The 18,357-nt window shown below is 60.5% G+C and carries 14 protein-coding genes; 6 read left to right on the top strand and 8 right to left on the bottom strand.

The features are described 5' to 3' along the window. Positions 1 to 45: 45 nt before the first annotated feature. From M2103_RS07675 to M2103_RS07660, 4 genes are all read right to left on the bottom strand, one after another. Positions 46 to 552, bottom strand: a complete 507-nt coding sequence (locus tag M2103_RS07675; protein ID WP_277509755.1) for an STAS domain-containing protein — start codon at positions 550 to 552, stop codon at positions 46 to 48. A gap of 137 nt (positions 553 to 689) precedes the next feature. Continuing rightward, complete coding sequence (acnA, locus tag M2103_RS07670) at positions 690 to 3,503, bottom strand: aconitate hydratase AcnA (protein ID WP_277509754.1); 2,814 nt, start codon at positions 3,501 to 3,503, stop codon at positions 690 to 692. Between the two features lie 466 nt (positions 3,504 to 3,969). Then, on the bottom strand, positions 3,970 to 4,479 hold the full coding sequence (locus M2103_RS07665; protein WP_277509753.1) for a hypothetical protein: 510 nt from the start codon (positions 4,477 to 4,479) through the stop codon (positions 3,970 to 3,972). Between the two features lie 189 nt (positions 4,480 to 4,668). Further along, on the bottom strand, positions 4,669 to 5,145 hold the full coding sequence (locus M2103_RS07660) for a redoxin domain-containing protein (protein WP_277509752.1): 477 nt from the start codon (positions 5,143 to 5,145) through the stop codon (positions 4,669 to 4,671). Positions 5,146 to 5,417: 272 nt separating this feature from the next. Between M2103_RS07660 and M2103_RS07655 the strand changes: the two genes are divergently transcribed. Next, entirely contained in the window at positions 5,418 to 6,461 is a 1,044-nt protein-coding gene (locus tag M2103_RS07655) for a hypothetical protein (protein ID WP_277509751.1), read from the top strand. Positions 6,462 to 6,590: 129 nt separating this feature from the next. After that, on the top strand, positions 6,591 to 7,604 hold the full coding sequence (locus M2103_RS07650; RefSeq protein WP_277509750.1) for an adenosine deaminase: 1,014 nt from the start codon (positions 6,591 to 6,593) through the stop codon (positions 7,602 to 7,604). 233 nt (positions 7,605 to 7,837) lie between these two features. Here M2103_RS07650 and sppA read toward each other — a convergent pair whose 3' ends face one another. After that, positions 7,838 to 9,718 (bottom strand): signal peptide peptidase SppA, encoded by a 1,881-nt coding sequence (gene sppA / locus M2103_RS07645; RefSeq protein WP_277509749.1) that lies wholly within the window; start codon positions 9,716 to 9,718, stop codon positions 7,838 to 7,840. A gap of 256 nt (positions 9,719 to 9,974) precedes the next feature. Beyond that, a complete protein-coding gene (locus tag M2103_RS07640; RefSeq protein ID WP_277509748.1) occupies positions 9,975 to 10,418 on the bottom strand; it encodes a MarR family transcriptional regulator in 444 nt (147 codons plus the stop codon). Between the two features lie 221 nt (positions 10,419 to 10,639). On the opposite strand from M2103_RS07640, the gene M2103_RS07635 reads away from it, so the two are divergent. The 3 genes from M2103_RS07635 (at position 10,640) to M2103_RS07625 (ending at position 13,504) form a co-directional block, all read left to right on the top strand. Further along, on the top strand, positions 10,640 to 11,323 hold the full coding sequence (locus M2103_RS07635) for a porin family protein (RefSeq protein ID WP_277509747.1): 684 nt from the start codon (positions 10,640 to 10,642) through the stop codon (positions 11,321 to 11,323). Positions 11,324 to 11,483: 160 nt separating this feature from the next. After that, positions 11,484 to 12,578, top strand: coding sequence for a recombinase RecA (recA, locus tag M2103_RS07630; RefSeq protein WP_277509745.1), 1,095 nt, complete (start codon positions 11,484 to 11,486; stop codon positions 12,576 to 12,578). 92 nt (positions 12,579 to 12,670) lie between these two features. Continuing rightward, positions 12,671 to 13,504, top strand: coding sequence for a tetratricopeptide repeat protein (locus M2103_RS07625; protein WP_277509744.1), 834 nt, complete (start codon positions 12,671 to 12,673; stop codon positions 13,502 to 13,504). A 199-nt stretch (positions 13,505 to 13,703) separates the two neighbouring features. Here M2103_RS07625 and M2103_RS07620 read toward each other — a convergent pair whose 3' ends face one another. Both M2103_RS07620 and M2103_RS07615 read right to left on the bottom strand, forming a co-directional pair. Then, positions 13,704 to 15,203, bottom strand: a complete 1,500-nt coding sequence (locus M2103_RS07620; protein WP_277509743.1) for a flotillin family protein — start codon at positions 15,201 to 15,203, stop codon at positions 13,704 to 13,706. 51 nt (positions 15,204 to 15,254) lie between these two features. Continuing rightward, positions 15,255 to 15,839, bottom strand: a complete 585-nt coding sequence (locus M2103_RS07615) for a hypothetical protein (RefSeq protein WP_277509742.1) — start codon at positions 15,837 to 15,839, stop codon at positions 15,255 to 15,257. Between the two features lie 530 nt (positions 15,840 to 16,369). On the opposite strand from M2103_RS07615, the gene M2103_RS07610 reads away from it, so the two are divergent. Beyond that, on the top strand, positions 16,370 to 18,280 hold the full coding sequence (locus M2103_RS07610; protein ID WP_277509741.1) for an amidophosphoribosyltransferase: 1,911 nt from the start codon (positions 16,370 to 16,372) through the stop codon (positions 18,278 to 18,280). Positions 18,281 to 18,357: the final 77 nt, after the last annotated feature.

The raw sequence follows: 18,357 nt of genomic DNA, 5'->3' as shown, positions 1-18,357 counted from the left end.
ATTTTCAGCGCCGGGGAAAACACACACCGGCGCGTTTTTGCGCGCCTATTTTTGCTCGACGCGGTTTTTCAGGAACGCGACCACATCCTGAAACTTCGAGCGGTTGCCCTCGTCGGCGGCGAGAAGGTTTTCGTGCGCTTCGAGCGCGAGCCTGGCGTGATCGAGTTCCGTCATCGCCCTGGCCGAAAGCGGTGTGTTTGGCGCGCCGAAGTTCATCGGAAAATCGCCGCACTCCACCGTGGCCAAATGCTGCAAACCGAGGTTGCGCGCGAGTTCGAGATTGCGCTTGCCCATGCGCGCCAGCACCAGCGAGCCGGAATCGCACTTGCGCAACTTTAACGCCGCGCCCGCGAGCACGCCCAGAAAGGTGCTGTCCATGCTCTCACAGTCTTGGAAATCGATCACGAAACGGGGTTTCCCCTGCCTCATGCACTCCGAAATAAAATCGTTTATTGTCGCGCTGTTTTGAAACGAGGCGCGTCCGGTGATGCGTATCACGACCGGATCGGAATAGGCGTCGACAAGATAAACTGGTTTTGCGGTTTCCGGCATTGGATTTGGTTTTTCCTTCGCAAGAGGTCGCGAATCGTCAGGCAAATTTTCGGACAGAATTAACAGGCTGGAGGGAATGAATTCTTCGCTTGGTTTGCATTCTGTCCATTCTGTTAATTCCGCCCCTAAAAACAGGCTTAGTTTTGGCCCACGATCTGCCGCAGCACATACGGGAGGATGCCGCCGTGCTGGTAGTATTCGATCTCGATGGGCGTGTCGATGCGGCAGCGGACGGGGACGTTTTCAACCGCGCCGTCCTTGCGCGTGATGCGGAGCGTCAGGTCTTGCTGCGGCTTGATGCCGCCGTCGAGGCCGAGCACGTCGTAGGTTTCGGTGCCGTCGAGCTTGAGCGTTTGCGCGGTCACGCCTTCCTTGAATTGCAACGGGAGCACGCCCATGCCGACGAGGTTGCTGCGGTGAATGCGCTCGAAGCTTTGCGCGACGACCACTTTCACGCCGAGGAGGTTCGTGCCTTTCGCGGCCCAGTCGCGCGAGCTGCCGGTGCCGTATTCCTGGCCGGCGATTACGATGAGCGGCGTTTTGTCCGCGGCGTATTTCATCGCGGCGTCGTGGATCGACATTTTTTCGGGCGCGGAGGCCGGCGTTTTCGAGTAGAGCGTGTTGCCGCCTTCCTCGCCGCCGAGCATCAGGTTTTTGATGCGGACGTTGGCGAAGGTGCCTCGCGTCATGATGCGGTCGTTGCCGCGGCGCGAGCCGTAGCTGTTGAAATCCTCCCAGGCGACGCCGTGGTCGAGGAGGTATTTTCCGGCGGGCGAGGTTTTCTTGATGGCGCCGGCGGGCGAGATGTGGTCGGTCGTGACGGAGTCGCCGAAGATGCCGAGCGGGCGCGCGCCGTGGATTTCGGCGATCGTGCCGGGCGTGAGCGAGAAGCCGGCGAAGAAGGGCGGCTCCTGGATGTAGGTCGAGCTTTCGTCGAACGTGTAGGCGTCGCCGGCGGTCGCGGGGATTTCGTTCCACTTGGGGTTTTGCGCGGCGAAGTCGGTGTAGAGGTTGCGGAAGACTTCGGGCTTGAGCGCGGTCTGCATCTGGTCGCGGATTTCTTGCAGCGTGGGCCAGAGGTCGCGCAGGTAGACGGGTTTGCCGTCGGCGTCGGTCGCGATGGGTTCGCCGCTCATGTCGATGTCAACGCGGCCGGCGAGCGCGAAGGCGACGACGAGCGGCGGCGACATGAGGAAGTTGGCCTTGATGTTTTGGTGCACGCGCGCCTCGAAGTTGCGGTTGCCGGAGAGGACGGACGCGGCGACGAGGTCGTTTTTCACAACGGCGTCCTCGATGTGCGCGTCGAGCGGGCCGGAGTTGCCGATGCAGGTGGTGCAGCCGTAGCCGACGAGGTCGAAGCCGAGCTGGTCGAGGTAGGTTTGCAGTCCGGCCTTGGCGAGGTAATCGCTGACGACGCGCGAGCCGGGCGCGAGCGAGGCCTTGACGGCGGGGTGCGGCTTGAGTCCGCGCTCGACGGCTTTTTTCGCGAGCAGGCCGGCGGCGAGCATGACGCTCGGGTTGGAGGTGTTTGTGCAGCTCGTGATCGCGGCGATGAGCACGGAGCCGTGGCGGAGAGAAGAGGAGTCAGGAGTCAGGAGAGAGGAGTCAGGAGACGAGCCCTCCGGCTTCGCGGAATCAGTCTGGCGCGGAAGCGCCCCTCCGACTCCTGACTCCTGACTCCTGACTCCTGTATTCTTTTCATTCTCTTTCAATTCTTCCGCGCTTTTGCCGAAGCCGCCCTCGGCGACAGGTTTTGAAAACACGGCGGCGAACTCCTCCTTGAGTTTCGGAAGTTCGATGCGGTCTTGCGGGCGTTTCGGGCCGGCAACGCTCGGGACGACGCTGGCGAGGTCGAGCTCGAGGTCGGTCGAGTAGTCGATGTCGCCGCGCTGCGGGATGCCCCAGAGGTTTTGCGCGCGGTAGTAGGCTTCGTAGAGCGCGATTTGTTTTTCGTCGCGACCGGTGGCGCGGAGATAGTTTGCGCACTCGGCGTCGATCGGGAAGAAGCCCATCGTCGCGCCGTATTCGGGCGCCATGTTGGCGATTGTCGCGCGGTCAACAACGGGCAGCGCGGCGGCGCCGGGGCCGTAAAACTCGACGAACTTGCCGACGACCTTGGCCTTGCGGAGCATTTGCGTGATGGTGAGCGCGAGGTCGGTGGCGGTGACGCCTTCGCGGAGCGCGCCGGTGAGGTGCACACCGACGACATCGGGCGTGAGAAAATAAACGGGCTGGCCGAGCATCCCCGCCTCGGCCTCGATGCCGCCGACGCCCCAGCCGACGATGCCGAGTCCGTTGATCATCGTGGTGTGCGAGTCGGTGCCGACGAGCGTGTCGGGATAATAAATATCGTTCGCGGAATCGGCGAGCACACCCTTGGCGAGGTATTCAAGGTTCACCTGGTGCACGATGCCGATGCCGGGCGGGACGACCTTGAACGTGTCGAACGCCTGCATGCCCCACTTGAGGAATTGGTAGCGCTCGCGGTTGCGCTTGAACTCCATGTCGAGGTTGCGCGCGTAGGCCTCGGGCGTGCCGGCGTAATCGACTTGCACGGAGTGATCGACCACGAGATCGACGGGCACGAGCGGCTCGATGATTTTCGGGTCCTTGCCGAGGCGCGCGACGGCGGCGCGCATGGCGGCGAGATCGACGAGGAGCGGCACGCCGGTGAAATCCTGCAACACGATTCGCGCGACGACGAAGGGGATCTCCTCCGTGCGCGGCGCCTTCGCGCCCCACCCCGCGAGCTCGCGGATCGCCTGCTCGGTGACGCGCTTGCCGTCGCAGTTGCGCAGGAGCGACTCGAGCACGAGGCGGATCGAAACCGGCAGTCGCGAGATGCGCCCCGCGCCGGCGGCCTCAAGCGCGGGCAGCGAGTAGAAGCGGTGCGATGCGCCGTTGGCGGCGAAAGTTTGCAGTGTGTCGAAGGGATTTGCTGGCGTGGTCATGTGTCGGAAGCTGGAAGTGGAAAAACGAACACATTTGTTTGAGCCGGCAGGCGGGCTTGGGCAACATTCAATGAAGATTTTTTATTCGCGCGGGATTAACACCCCTAAACCTGCTTCGGCTTGTTTCGCAGGGGCGCGCATCAGCGCCACAGCCCAGGGCATCCCCCGTTGCCCGGAAGATACCATCCGGCGTTGGCTCGCCGGCGAAGGGTGTTCGTTCGCGTTGCGGCTAAAGGGCACTCCTAATTAATTCAACACATTGATAATCAATTAATTACTTGTCAAACGAGGCCGGATGTTTTTTATACAAGCATGAGTCAGGACCAATATACATTTTTCGGAAGCCCGGAGTCGCTGGGCGCTTTGATACAAAAGGGCGACGCCTCGTCCAACTCGAGCAATATATAAAACTCGACGCCCTGGTGGCCGTCGCAGACGAGATATGGCGACCCATTCGGCTGTTCCCTCACCAACGATAAACAGCGATACGCCCCTCTTGATATATAATTGGATTTTCAGGTTCAGGCCATTGCCCATTAAGCGTCACAACAACACCACGCCTCGCATTCCCAATATATACAGCCATCCATTCCATCTTAGCAGTTTGCATCAATCTGATTTCATCAGAGGGAGGCCCCTTCATGCTCAATTGAGTCCAATTGAATGCCAGTTTTTGCCGTATAGCCAAACCTGGAATCGGATCCGTTGGATCGTAAGGCAGCAATTCAATTTTTTCTTGTTTAATATTTTTATCAATCCAAGACAGCAAAGATTCTCGCACTGTTGCGATCTTGAGATGATCCGCAATAGACTCAGCCAAACGTGTATCAATGCTTTCGTCCATGGCGGCTCCATTCGAGTCACTTTTTGCCACCGGATCTTTTCTCAGTGCCACAGTGGCTGAAATGCCAGCGATCCCCGCGATCCCCAGCAATATTATAAAAATCCAGATGCGTTGTTTAGATATGGATGTCATCGCCCTTTGCATTTCGAATTATCATTTTGATTAGGGTAATACTTCATCACACGATCATAATAGTCCATGCCAACCTTCGACCAATATAAACCTATGAAGCTTAAACAGAAGCGTCGAACGAGTCAGGTTCAGTTTTGTCACTTTTCACCGAACCGACAGACGGGCGTGGGCATGGTTCAATGAGGATTTTTATTTCGCGAGCGCGTCCTTGATCGCGGGGAAACAGGGCAGGTCTTTCGGCGTTGGCGTTTGCTCGGCGTATTTGACGATGCCGTCCCTGCCGATGACGAATGCCGCGCGCGCGGCCGTGCTTCCGATGCCGTTGAGATCGTCCAAAAGCACGCCGTAGGCGGCGGCGACCGTCTTGTTGAGGTCGGAGGCGAGCTTGAGCTTGATGCCGTTTGCCCGGGCCCACGAGTCCTGCGCGAACGGACTGTCCACGCTGATCGCGATCACATCGGCGCCGAGGTTCTCGTATTCGGCGAGACCGCCGGAAGTGTCGCACATCTCGCGCGTGCACACGCTCGTGAACGCGAACGGGAAAAAGAGCAGAACCGTCGGCCTCCTGCCAAAGTTGTCGCTGAGTTTGACGTCAACGACGATGCCCTCGGCATTTTTCGATTTGAGTGAGAAATCAGGCGCTTTTGAACCAACTTGTATGGGCATGATGTGTGTGGATTTTGTTGCGATATATTGTTGATTTGGACCGCGCGACCGCGCGTGCGGTGGCGCAATTTTTCAAGACCCTCACGATGCGTCCGTTTCACCCGAACACAAACCGTTTTTGCCCGATAGAAGGCGCGGTTCTAGCGCGGGCGGCGTTCTTTATTAATTTTTCTCACTTTTCTCGCAAATGTGGAAAAACAAACCGCGTTTCCATTTTCTTTACGGATTCTTGACACATTTCGCCGGGCGACGGAACGTCTGAGCCTCAAATTATGCAAAACACACGCAAATTCCTCCCCCTGCTGCTCGCGTCGTTGTGCGGCTTGCTCGTGCTCTCGGCCTGCGGCAAAAAATCCTCCTCCTCCGGCAGCTCCAGCTCCGGCTCCGGCGACAAGGCCGGCAACGAAGCCATCGGCTTTCACAACAAGCTCGTCGATTTCAACAAACTCGCCCGCGAACCCCTGAAGAAAATCATGCAAACCACCGGGGACTCCGCCTCGTGGGTCTCCCGCGACGGCGTGACCGCCGAAAAACCGCGCTGGAACATGGTGCTGATCGGCGTCAATCCCTACGACAAGCTCGCCAAGAACAACCTCGCCGCGCCCGGCTCCTTCTCCAAGGAGGACCGCGAGTTTTTCGACAGCCGCATCAAGCTCGCCAAGGACAGCGCCGCCGAGCTCAACAAGGCCGTCGGCACGCTCACCAACTACTACAAGGCCGGGGACTACAAGGACGACAAACACAAGAAATTCCTCGACCTCAAGCCGCGCATCGAGGAGCTCGTCCAGCAAATCGCGCGCGCCACCGGCGAAATGGGCGAACGCTCCGAAGTGATCGCCTCCGCCGCCGAGCGTGAAGCCCTCAAGAAAAACCCCATCGGCATCTACATCCTCAACATGCGCGACATCATGGCCAAATGCGAACAGCAGATGGACATCCTCATGGACCAGCGCCTCGTCCAAGTCGGCTCCGGCACCGGAAGCAAAACCGACGAGCAAAAAGCCGAGGCCGTTGCCAAGGTGAAGGACCTGCTCGACCCCGCCGAGGCCCTCTCGAAGGAAATCGCCGACATGGCGGAGAAGTTCAAGGCCGTTGACATGGGCGCGCTCAAAAACCGCCAGACCCTCGCCAAGGACTACGAAAACTTCTTCAAGATTCTCGACGAGCAGCAAGGCACCGTCCGCAAAAACATCCGCTTCGCCAAGGAGTGGGGATACATCGGAACCGAAAGCAGCATGAAGCTCCTCGGCGGCACCGTGCGCAAAGTCACCGGCGCGCACAACACCTTCATCGGTGATGTGAACAAAGGCCGCTAAGCCACCACCCGTAGGGGCGCACCTTGCGTGCGCCCTCATGCTCAAAACCGGCAGCCGCGCGCTCACCCCGCGCCTGCCGGTTTTGTATTTTCAAAATCGCCACGCCCCGCTATGCACATTGGAAAAACAATGAAGCCCGCATCCCAAAAACCCAAACTCGCGCCCTCGCTCAAAAAATTCATCCAGGCCCTCCCCAAAACCGAAACGCATCTCCACGTCGAGGGCGCCCTGCCCTACCAGGTGCTGCGCAAATGGAAACCGCGCGAATACCCCGCGAACCCGTTTTTCCACGCGCCGCGCCACCGCATCCGCCAGTTCGAGCGCTTCGACGAAATCCTGCTCGGCCACGCGCTCCCGTGGTTCACGAGCACCGAGCGTTATTACGAGGGCGCGAAGGCGATCTTCGCAAAACACACCGCGCAAAACGTCCGCTACGTCGAGACGAGCTTCCACCTCGCCGCGACGCATTTCCTGAAAATCCCGCCCTCCGAAATCGCCGCCGCGATCCTCTCCGCCGCGCCGCGCGGACTCGAAGTGCGCGTCTTCGTCGGCATGCTCCGCAACGACTACCGCGGCCCGATGCGCGCCGTGATCGACGGCATCGCCGACTGCGACAACATCACCGGCGTCGACCTGCACGGACTCGAAACCCTGCCCACCGAGGCGTGGACCTCGCGCGTGTGGAAACGCATGCGCGCCGCCGGAAAAATCACCAAGGCCCACGCGGGCGAGTTCGACGGCGCGGCCCGCGTGCGCGAGGCGATCGTGAAGCTCGGCGTCACGCGCATCCAGCACGGCACGCGAGCCATCGAGGACCCCGAAGTCGTCGCCCTCGCGCGCGACCGCGGCGTCACTTTTGACATGTGCCCGATCAGCAACGTGCGTCTCGGCGTGGTGCCCTCGATCCGCAGGCACCCCATCCGCGCCTGCATGAAAGCCGGCATCCGCTGCACCCTGAGCACCGACGATCCGCTCGTGTTCAACAACACGCTCACCGACGAATACGCGGCGCTGGCGTCCGAGGCCAAATTCACAAAACCCGAGCTCGCCCAGCTCGCCCGCAACGGCTTTGAAGTCGCGCAAATCAGCGAGACGAAACGGCGGCGCCACCTTGCCGAAATCGACGCGCTGGCCAAATCGTAACGCGGACTGCCAAGCCCGTCAGTTTGGAGCCATGGGGTAATTGCCCCGCCGCTTCCGTCTTTTCGCGCTTCCGCGATTAACCGAATGGAATAGCCGCCAAGCGGCGCAAAAAGATTTAATCGCGGAAGCTCGAAAGACCGGAAAGGCAGAACCAGGGAAAAAGCCCCGCCGCACACGCCCATCCCGCCTTCTTGCGTTCGCTGACCACACCTCGAATGGCGCCCGCCGATCCCTCACTTCACGATCAAGTCGAGGGGCAGGCGCGCGTAGATGCCCTTGGGATCGTTGAACTCATTGAGGATATGCGCCTCGTCCTGAATGCGCGACACCAGCTCGTTGACCGCGCCCTTGTTTCCCGCGCGCACACGCGCATCGGATTGTTCCGGCGAGAATCGGCCTCCCAGCATTTCGTTCAACACCTCGGCTATCTCCTTTTTGCGCGGAAACTCCTGCACGCGGTAGCTTGGGCCGAGTCCCGCCTTTTCCACCGCATAAAGAATCGCGTCGTCCAGGCCGCCGATTTCATCGACGAGCCCGAGTTTCAACGCCTCCGCGCCCGACCACACGCGGCCTTGCGCGATTTCGTGCACGCGTTCCTTGGGAATGTTGCGCGATTCGGCAACCTTGCCGACAAACTCCTCGTAAATCCAATCAACCATGCGCTGGTAAAGCGCCATTTCGTCAGGCGTCTTCGGGCGCGCGATTGTCCTCGTGTCGGCATATTTTCCCGTCTTCACGCTGTCGAATGTCACGCCCACGTTGTTCGCCAGTTTTTGCATGTCGAGCTGCATGCCGAACACGCCGATGGAGCCTGTGATCGTGCCCGGCTCCGCAAAAATCCGGTCGCCATAAGTCGCGATCCAGTAGCCGCCCGACGCCGCATACGCGCCCATCGAAACGATCACCGGTTTCTCTTTTCTCGCCAGGCGGATTTCCCGCTGGATGTGCTCCGAGGCCGTGGCGGAGCCGCCCGGGCTGTTCACGCGCAGCACGATCGCCTTCACCTTGTCGTCCTGGCGCAGGCGGCGGATTTGCCTCGCGAAACGCTCGCCGCCGACATCCTTCGCGCTGCCCCTGCCGTCAACAATCGCGCCCTCGGCATACACAATCGCGACCGCGCCCTTTCCGCCGCCGCGCTTGCCCGCGGTTTCCGTTTTCGGGGGAATCGCCGGCCCCGTCGTGCGCGGCAGGGTGAATATGTAGTCTTGCAGTCCGATCTGCTTGAACGGCTCCGACGAGCCCTCGCGGCCCGTGCGTGTTTTCAAGTCGTCGATCACCTCGTCGCGATACGCGAGGCGCGTCACGAGTTTGCGTTGCAACGCGACCTCGGGCTGGATGAAACCCTCGCGATCCACGAGCACCTGCAAATCCTGCGCGCGCAAACCGCGCCCGGCGGCGATGTCGTTGCGCAAGTCGCCCCACAAATCGTCGAGCAGCTTTTGCATTTGCTCGCGACTTTCGGGGCTCATGCCGGTGCGCGTGAAGGGCTCGATGGCCGACTTGTATTTTCCGACGCGCGTCACCTGCACGCCCACTCCGAACTTTTCAAACGCGCCCGCATAATACATCGGCTGGCTCGCCAGCCCCGGCATCAAAACCAGCCCGTAGGGATCGAGCACAAGCTCGTCGGCCAGCGACGCAACATACATCTCGCGCACCGTCGCCTGCTCAAGATACGCGATCACCGGTTTCTTGGCGGCGCGCACTTGCTCGAGCGCCTCGCGCACCTCGCGCAACGCCGCGTAACCCGTGCCGTAGCCGTCCGGCTCGAAGCCGCCGCACAGAAACACGCCCGCGATCCGGCTGTCCTCGGCGGCGGCCTTGAGCGCGTTCGTGACCTGGCGCAGTTGCAACCGGTCGGGTTCGTTTCGCCCGCCCGCCAGCGCGCCCATCAACGCGCTCGAGTCCATCTGCGCCGGCGCGTCGGTGATGTTCACCGACATGTCGAAAACCAGATACGCGCCCTTCTCCACCGTCACCTGCCTGCTGTCGCCGCCTCCGCCGACCATGGAGCCGATCACTGCGAAAAACATGAACCCGCATATCACCGACCCGATCGAAAAGATGGCCAGCGCGGTCAATGAACCCAAAAGCGATGTGAAAAAATTTTTCATAAAAATGAACTGCGGAGGTTAACTCATTTGCGAAACTCGACCAGAGAAAATGCGCGGCGCGGGCGCCGCCCTCACAGCAGCCAAAATCCCAGCAATCCCAGGACAATCAACAGCGCGATCACAGCCAGGGCCTTTTTCTCAAGTGATGTGAGTTTGAAAAGCATCTCTGCCCGCCGATGCAAACAACATGGCGGTGATCCCGCCACGATAATATTGCGCCGGGGGAAAAATCTTTCCTCCCAAAAAAGCGCCGCGGTTATGAAACGATCGCTTTCTGGCGGCAAAACTCACTTATCATCACAATCAACCCCGTCAGCTCCTTGAGCAAATCCGGGGGAACTCCGGCCTCGTCCAGCATGGCGTCGAATTGCGCCAGCTCGTTTGCGTAATCCGCATACGACGCCTCCCAAAGCCTCCGCCCCTTTGCCGAAAGGCGCGCCACATGCATGCGCGCATCCCCGGGGGAGCGCCTGGTCACCAGCAACCCGTCGCGCTTCATGCGCCCCACCAGCCCGGTGACGTTCGACGGATCGACAACGAGCTCTTCCGCAAGCACGCCGGCGCTAAGGCCGTCGGGCTGGTCGGAAAGCAAATTGAGCACATTGAACTGCGCCGGGGAAAGCCCGTGCCTGCGAAAAACGCGCGTCGCCGCCTTCCGAATATCCCCCGCCGCGCCAAGAATGTGAGTGGTGATGTGCATGAGGGCGCACAATCGCCCAAATACTTTACATGTCAAGTAATTTATTTGATACATCAATCAAATTGCGTGGAATTGCGTCCCGGATGTCCTTTGCCCTCCTTGATTTGGCGTGAATCCCCTAAATCGTTCCAACCTCACACCTTGACGCTCACAAAAAATATCGGCATATCAGGTGCCAAGCGCCGCCTCGTTGTGAAGGGACGCGTAACTCCAAAAACACCATGAAACACGCTACCACCAGCAAAACGATTTGTGCATTAATCACGGGCTTGCTCATCGCAAGCGCGTCCGCCCTCGCCCAAGTTGCCCCGCCCACACCCGCCTCCGTGGCGCCAAATTATTCATCGGGACGCGACTCATCGTATGCCATGCCCAAGGCAACTGGCCCCAATCTCTACCTCGAAGGCGGGCTTGCTTACATGAATGCCAAGCCGGGCAATTCAAGTGGCGCCGATTTCTGGGGTATCAACACCGCCTTTGGCTGGCGCATCAATAAAAACAACAAAATTCAAGCCGAGCTCGGCGTTCTCATGTCAAGCGAGGATCATGGTCGAGGTATCAAAGAAGAGGACACCGCGCTGATGTTGCTGGCCTCATACAGCTATTGCATACCGCTTAATTCCGATGGAAATTGGGAACTGCGACTTACCCCCGCAGCCGGCTTCACATCCATAAATCTCAAACTCAAACGCAGAGGTTACGGTTCGGACGATGACACTGATACCGCATTCGCCTTTGGCGGCGGCATGGGAATCACCTACCACATTAGTGATCGTTTTTATATGGATTTCGGATATCGTTACCTGCGTGTTGGATCCACTGAATACAGAGTATTCAATATTGAAGACGAACTCGACGACATGAACACTCATACAGCCAGCGTCAGCTTCGGCTGGAAGTTCTAATTCCTTCACAAACAACCCAAAACATAAACTCCGGTCCCACGACCGGAGTTTTTTGTCGAAACATCATTTCTTCATTTGCCACCACCCAAACCCTCGCACACCGTTCCATTCATCTCTTTTTAACCAAAACCAGCACACACACATAAACCACCCGCCTCACATGTCCAAAGCATCACCCGCCAAAACCGCCGCCGCAACTCCCGCAACTGCGGACGCCATCGACGCCGCCACGCGCAAAAACCTCGACCTCGCTGTCTCCGCCATCACCAAGCAATTCGGCGAAGGCTCCATCATGCGCCTCGGCGACGCGCAAAAAATGAAAGTCGAAACCCTCTCGACCGGCTCCATCGCCATCGACCTCGCCCTCGGCGTCGGCGGCCTGCCCCGCGGCCGCATCATCGAAATCTACGGCCCCGAATCCTCCGGCAAAACCACCTTCTGCTTGAGCGCCATCGCCGAGGCCCAGAAACGCGGCGGCCTCGCCGCCTTCATCGACGTCGAGCACGCGCTCGACCCGAAATACGCCAAGGTCGTCGGCGTGAACCTCGACGACCTCCTCGTCTCCCAGCCCGACTCCGGCGAGGACGCGCTCAACATCATGGAGACGCTCATCCGCTCCAACGCCATCGACATCATCGTGCTCGACTCCGTCGCCGCGCTCACCACCCGCGCCGAGCTCGACGGCCAGATGGGCGACGCCACCGTCGGCGCGCAAGCCCGCCTCATGAGCCAGGCCATGCGCCGCCTCACCGCCGTCGTCAGCAAGACCAACTGCGTGTGCGTCTTCACCAACCAGATCCGCGAAAAAATCGGCGTCATGTTCGGCAACCCCGAGACGACCTCCGGCGGACGCGCCCTGAAATTCTTCTCGTCCATCCGCATCGACATCCGCCGCAAGGAGCAAATCAAGACACCCGACGGCAAAATCATCGGCAACCGCACCAAGATCAAAGTCGTCAAAAACAAAGTCGCCCCGCCCTTCACCGAATGCGAATTCGACATCATGTATGACGAGGGCATCTCGCGCACCGCGTCGATCCTCGACCTCGGCATCGAGCACAAGATTCTTGAGAAAAAAGGCGCGTGGATATCCTACCAGGGCGAGCTCATCGGCCAGGGACGCGACGCCGCCAAGGCCACGCTCCGCGAGCGCCCCGATGTCGCCGAAAAAGTCATCGCCGCGGTCCTGGAAAAAGTGACCGTCAAGGGCGGCACCGCTCTCGGCGAAGGCGACACCGGCAACGACAAGGACTAAACGCCCGGCCCCAATCACCAAGCGCGCCGTCCGCCACGGCGCGCTTTTTTGTGGCGCGGACCGACAAGTCTGCTTCCCTTTCAACATCAAACATGCCGCCGATTACCCGCATCCTCCTCATCGCAAGTCTCGCGCTCCTCGCCCCCGCGCTCATGTCGGCGCAAACCCCCGACGCCAAGCCCGCGGCCAAAAAAGCGCGCTCAAAAAAATCATCCGGCGTCAAAGTCGGAACCGCCACCGTCGTCTCCGACGACTCGGGGCCGAAGCTCATTTCCACAACCGGAGGCGGCGGCGCGGACAATAAATGGCCCAGCTTTGAGGCCCTGCAAAAAGCCGCTGAAACCCAAAACCCCGACGCACTCTACGAACTCGGCCAGATGTATCTCGACGGCACGCCCGACACACCGAAAAACATCACACGCGCAATGCTCTACCTCGACGACGCCGCGCAACTCGGGCACACCGCCGCCAACTTCCGCCTCGGAAAACTTTACGCCGACGGCACGGAAACGCCGCGGGATTACGCCAAGGGCCTCAAATACTACAAAACCGCGGCCCTCGCCGGGGACGCCACCGCGCAGCACAACATCGGCGCAATGCTCTCCAGCGGCCGCGGCGTGAAACGCGACTACGTCGAAGGCCTGGCGTGGCTCATCGTCGCCGCGGAAAAAAACATCGAGGCGGCGCAAAGCGAAAAAAAGCTCCGCGAATTTCTGGCCAAGTATCCCAAGACCATCGCCGCCGGCGAAGCCCGCGCGGAAGCGCTCGCGAAAGAACTCGCCGCCGCCAAAACCGCCCGCGAGCCAACCGTCGCCCCCGCTCCATTCAAACCCGCCCCCATGAAAATCGACATCGCGCCCATTGCGCCAACCGTTGATCCCATGCCAATCACCCCAATGCCCGCGCCCTTCACAAACACCAATTAGGACAGTTTTTAAACAAAACGGCATTTGCTCTGGGTGGGGCGCGCTCGCCGAGCGCGCCGGCAACGCGAGGCCCGCACACGACCGTTTCGGGCGTTGGCGACAGTCTGCCAATCGCCCCGCCAAAAACAGGAATAATTAAAAAGCACCCAACCAGAATACCCGTAGGGATTGCATTCTTGTTGGGATACTTGGCGATCAATCAGGCTTTGTTTTTCGGCGGTGTCGCCGGTGCGACGGGTGCCGCGGACGCTTGTTGCTTCGGCGCGGCGGCTCCGGCTTCCGTGCCGAGGAAGCCCGGCAGGACGACGCCGGCGGCCTTCGCCACTTCATGAAGCGGGAGCACGTTTTTGTAGAGGTCCTGGACAAAACCGCCCGCGCTCGCGCCGTCCTTGCCGCCGCCCATGACGACGACTTTGTCGAACTTGAGCTTTTGAATCGCGTCGGATTGCACGCGGGCGACTTCGACGACTTGCTGCGCGAGGATGAGGTTGATCGCGGCGGTGGCGTCGCGACCTCCTTGGGTGAATTTTGCAAGGCCGTCGGCTTGCGCGTCGAGGAGCGCCTGGCGGCCTTTCGCCTCGGCCTCGAGAATGGCTTGTTTGCCTTTCGCCTCGGCGGTGAGTTTCAGCTCAATCGCGGCGGCATCGGCTTCGGCGCGGGTTTTCACGGACGCGGCGTCACCCTCGGCGGCTATGCGCACGGCGGCGGCCTGGCCCTCGGCGGTCACTTTGGCGCGGATCGCGGTGGCCTCGGCGTCAACGCGAACTTTTTCCTTGGCGGCGTTGGCTTGGGCGACTTGGTCGGCCACGGCGCTGGCTTCGTCGCGCATGGCGCGGGCGTCCTCGGTGGCTTTTTGCGCCTCATAGGCGGCTTGCTCGGCTTTTGCCTTGGCGGTTTTTTGGGCAACCTCGGCGCGGCGGTCGGCCTCGGCTTTCTTTTCGGCGAGCTCGGCTTGCGAGGCGACGATGTCCTGCTGGGCCTTGTTGCGACCGATGGCCGCCGAGGCCTCGGCTTCGGCAACACGGATGGCTTGCAGTTTTTCCGCCTCGGCCTTGCCGATGGCGCCGCGCTGGTTTTCCTGCGCGACTTTGATTTGCGCGTCGTTGATCGCCTTGGCGGCGGCTTCCTTGCCGAGCGCGTCGATGTAGCCGGATTCGTCGGTGATGTCGGTGATGTTACAGTTGATGAGGTGGAGGCCGATTTTGCGGAGTTCCACTTCGACGCCCTTGGTGATGAGCGAGATGAGTTTTTCGCGGTCGGCGTTGATTTCCTCGATGGTCATCGAGGCGATGACGACGCGCATCTGGCCGGTGATGATTTCGCGGGCGAGCTCGGCGATTTCCGGCGGCGCCTTGCCGAGGAGGCGCGTGGCGGCGTTGCCCATGACGGCGGGGTCGTTCGAGATGGCGACGGCGAAGTTCGCGGGGGCGTTGACGCGGATGTTCTGGCTGGAGAGGGCGCTGCGCAGCGGAATCTCGATCGTGATCGGCGTGAGGTTCAGGTAGGCGTAGCTTTGGAAAATCGGCATGACGAAGGTCGAGCCGCCGTTGTAGCAGCGCGCCGCGCCGGCGCCCACCTTGCCGTAAACGACGAGGATGCGGTCGGGCGGGCACATGCGGTAACGGCGCGCCACGCCGATGCCGATCATGACGATGAAGATTACAAAAACTGCGAGTAGCGGGACGGTGATGTCGTTCATAAATATTGAGTTTGTAGTTTATGGTTTGGAGTTTGCGGACGTTTCGAAAAATCAGATCGGCTCGACGAGCGCCGTGTGCGAATCAATGAGCGCGGCGACTTTAACCTTGGCGTCCGAGGGAATCGGCGCGGAGCCTTTTTGCAGGGCTCCGAGTGTGATCGTGCGTCCGTCGAGCGGCACGATGATCTGGCCGCCGCTCTGGCTGTCGGGAGGGATCGTCACGTAAACGGTGGCGACTTTGCCGATGGCGTCCTCTTTTTTGAGCGTGCCGTCAACCTTGAGGCGCTGGGTCGCGCGCAGTATCCAGACGATGCCGAGCATCACCGCGCCGCCTGCCGCAAGCGCGATCACGCTCGCCACCAAAACGCTCAATCCGCTGCTCAGCGAGGCGCCGCCCGCCCAGCCGAATGCGAACAAGAAGCCGATGATCGGCTTCACCGAAAAAAGACTGCCGCCGCCGTCGGCCGCGTCGGCGTCGAGCTCGGCGTCGTCGCCGATGCCAAACATCGAAACGATCGCCATGACGATGACGAGGAACGCGGCAAAAATCGCGATACCGTAGAAAATCTGTTTGGCGAGCGACAGCGCGCCCCACCAATCAGTGAGGAAGCTGGCGAGTATTGTCGGGTATGCCATGGCGTGAAGGGATGGATGTTTTTTGGGTTGCTGGCCGCGCGCAACACAAACGCTGTGCGGGCTTCGCAGATGTGAATTCGTCCCCGATGGGGCTGCAAGCCAGATATGCGCGCCTTGGAAAAATCCCCCGGTTTTCCATGAATGTTATTAATTGGCCGCCCGATTCGTAAAACTTCCGCTCGTGATTGCGCGAAAATCAGCAAAAACCCTTGACCGGCTTGCGATTCAAGGCGTCATCTTTTCGCTTTTAACGGCCTGTGAAGACCAACGACCAGACAATACGGGATCATCCGCTGGACGTCACTCAAAGTGACGGCGGGCAAGGCTGCGAAAACACAGGCGCCGCGCGCGCGATGTCCTGTCCTGCGCATGGAGCCGGACGTCGATGAGCGGGCGACATCCAGCCATAATGCGCCTCCACCCCCACGCCCGGAATGTCCGGGAAAATCACCCCGCCACCATCGCAAGCGAACGCATCCGCGCCCGCGCGCCGCGCAATTTCCACGCATCAATTTTAACTCACATCCATCATGTCCGATAAACTCACGCACGAGTGCGGCATCGCGCTCATCCGACTCAAGAAACCGCTCTCGTATTACCAAAACAAATACGGCACGCCGCTCTGGGGCTTCACAAAACTGTTTCTCCTCATGGAAAAGCAGCACAACCGCGGCCAGGACGGCGCGGGCGTCGCCGCCGTGAAACTCGACATGCCCCCGGGCGAGCAATACATGTTCCGCGACCGCTGCGTGGAATCCAACCCCCTCGACCGCGTCTTCAAGCGCATCTGGAGCGACTACAACCAGAAAGTCACCGAAGGCACCATCCACCCCGAGTTTGCCGACACCGTCAAAAAGAACTTCGACTTCGGCGCCGAGCTCTACATGGGCCACCTGCGCTACGGCACCAGCGGCGGCTACAGCCTCAGCTCCTGCCACCCCTTCTATCGCCGCAGCCCCTGGCAAACCCGCAACCTCGCCCTCTGCGGAAACTTCAACATGACCAACACCGCGGAGCTGAACCAAAGCCTCATCGCCATGGGCCAGCACCCGATCTTCGCCACCGACACCCAGGCCATCCTCGAGCGCATCGGCTTCTTCCTCGACGAGGAACACGAGGACATCTACCGCTACCTGCGCACCCGCGGCCTCTCCGGCGAGGAAATGTCGCACCGCATCAGCGAGGACCTCGACCTCGCCCGCGTCATCACCAAGGCGGCCCAGCAATGGGACGGCGCCTACTCCCTCTGCGGACTCATCGGCAACGGCGACGCCTTTGTCGCGCGCGACCCCTCCGGCATCCGCCCCTGCTTCTGGTATCAGGACGACGAAGTCGTCGCCTTCGCATCCGAGCGCGCCCCGCTCATGACCGTGTTCGACGCCGCCATCGACCAAGTCCAGGAAGTCGCCCCCGGCCACGTCATCGTCATCAAGCGCCGCGGCACCATCACCGACACGCAAATCACCACTCCCCTCCCCCGCGCCGCGTGCTCCTTCGAGCGCATCTATTTCTCGCGCGGCAACGACCAGGACATCTACACCGAGCGCAAGGCTCTCGGCGGCCAGCTCGCCGACCAAGTCCTCGACGCCACCAACCACGAATGGGGCAACACCATCATCAGCTTCATCCCCAACACCTCCGAAATCGCCTACTTCGGACTCCTCCACTCCCTGCGCGAACGCCGCCGCGACGAAGTCAAAAAAATCCTCCTCGAGGCGCAAAATGAAAACCGCCTCACCGAAACGCTCCTTGACGAAGTGATCCTGCGCAACTGGCCGCGCGGCGAAAAAATCGTCAGCAAGGACATCAAGCTGCGCACCTTCATCGGGCAGGAATCCGCGCGCAACCAGCTCGCCAGCCACGTTTACGACATCACCTACGGCACCATCCGCCCCGGCATCGACAACCTCGTGTGCGTTGACGACTCCATCGTGCGCGGCACCACGCTCCGCAAATCGATCCTGCGCATGCTCGCCCGCCTCCAGCCCAAGCGCATCGTGATCGCCTCCACCGCGCCGCAAATCCGCTACCCCGACTGCTACGGCATCGACATGTCCGAGCTCGGCAAACTCATCGCCTTCGAAGCCGCCATCTCCCTCATCAAGGAACGCGGCCAGACCCCGCTCCTGCAGGAAGTCTATCAACTCTGCCGCGACGAAGTCGCCCGCAACGGCGCCGTCAACCACGTCTCCAAAATCTACGACGGCTTCACGCCGGAGGAAATCTCCGCGCGCATCGCCGAACTCGTCCGCCCCCGCAAGCTCGACTGGAAGGGCGAGCTCAGCGTGATCTTCCAGACGATCGAAAACCTGCACAAGGCGGTTCCCAACCACACCGGCGACTGGTATTTCTCGGGCAACTACCCCACCCCCGGCGGCTACCGCATCGTCAACCAAGCCTACGTGAACTACTACGAAAAACACGAGGGCAGGAGCTATTGAACGAGCAGTTCACCCAATCCCCCCGACCTAAATCGACTTAACTCGAATTAAGTCGATTTTTAGTCGATTCCCGCTTC

The organism is Ereboglobus sp. PH5-5, assembly GCF_029504805.1.
Taxonomy (GTDB): Bacteria; Verrucomicrobiota; Verrucomicrobiia; order Opitutales; family Opitutaceae; genus Ereboglobus.
Note: the sequence above shows the minus strand (reverse complement) of the source record. Positions and strands in the feature narration are given on the sequence as shown.

Coding starts and splice junctions, on each gene's coding strand:
- acnA (WP_277509754.1), bottom strand. CDS start 3,503: ATGACCACGCCAGCAAATCCCTTCGACACACTGCAAACTTTCGCCGCC.
- sppA (WP_277509749.1), bottom strand. CDS start 9,718: ATGAAAAATTTTTTCACATCGCTTTTGGGTTCATTGACCGCGCTGGCC.
- M2103_RS07640 (WP_277509748.1), bottom strand. CDS start 10,418: ATGCACATCACCACTCACATTCTTGGCGCGGCGGGGGATATTCGGAAG.
- M2103_RS07665 (WP_277509753.1), bottom strand. CDS start 4,479: ATGACATCCATATCTAAACAACGCATCTGGATTTTTATAATATTGCTG.
- M2103_RS07655 (WP_277509751.1), top strand. CDS start 5,418: ATGCAAAACACACGCAAATTCCTCCCCCTGCTGCTCGCGTCGTTGTGC.
- M2103_RS07625 (WP_277509744.1), top strand. CDS start 12,671: ATGCCGCCGATTACCCGCATCCTCCTCATCGCAAGTCTCGCGCTCCTC.
- M2103_RS07610 (WP_277509741.1), top strand. CDS start 16,370: ATGTCCGATAAACTCACGCACGAGTGCGGCATCGCGCTCATCCGACTC.
- recA (WP_277509745.1), top strand. CDS start 11,484: ATGTCCAAAGCATCACCCGCCAAAACCGCCGCCGCAACTCCCGCAACT.
- M2103_RS07675 (WP_277509755.1), bottom strand. CDS start 552: ATGCCGGAAACCGCAAAACCAGTTTATCTTGTCGACGCCTATTCCGAT.
- M2103_RS07635 (WP_277509747.1), top strand. CDS start 10,640: ATGAAACACGCTACCACCAGCAAAACGATTTGTGCATTAATCACGGGC.
- M2103_RS07660 (WP_277509752.1), bottom strand. CDS start 5,145: ATGCCCATACAAGTTGGTTCAAAAGCGCCTGATTTCTCACTCAAATCG.
- M2103_RS07615 (WP_277509742.1), bottom strand. CDS start 15,839: ATGGCATACCCGACAATACTCGCCAGCTTCCTCACTGATTGGTGGGGC.
- M2103_RS07650 (WP_277509750.1), top strand. CDS start 6,591: ATGAAGCCCGCATCCCAAAAACCCAAACTCGCGCCCTCGCTCAAAAAA.
- M2103_RS07620 (WP_277509743.1), bottom strand. CDS start 15,203: ATGAACGACATCACCGTCCCGCTACTCGCAGTTTTTGTAATCTTCATC.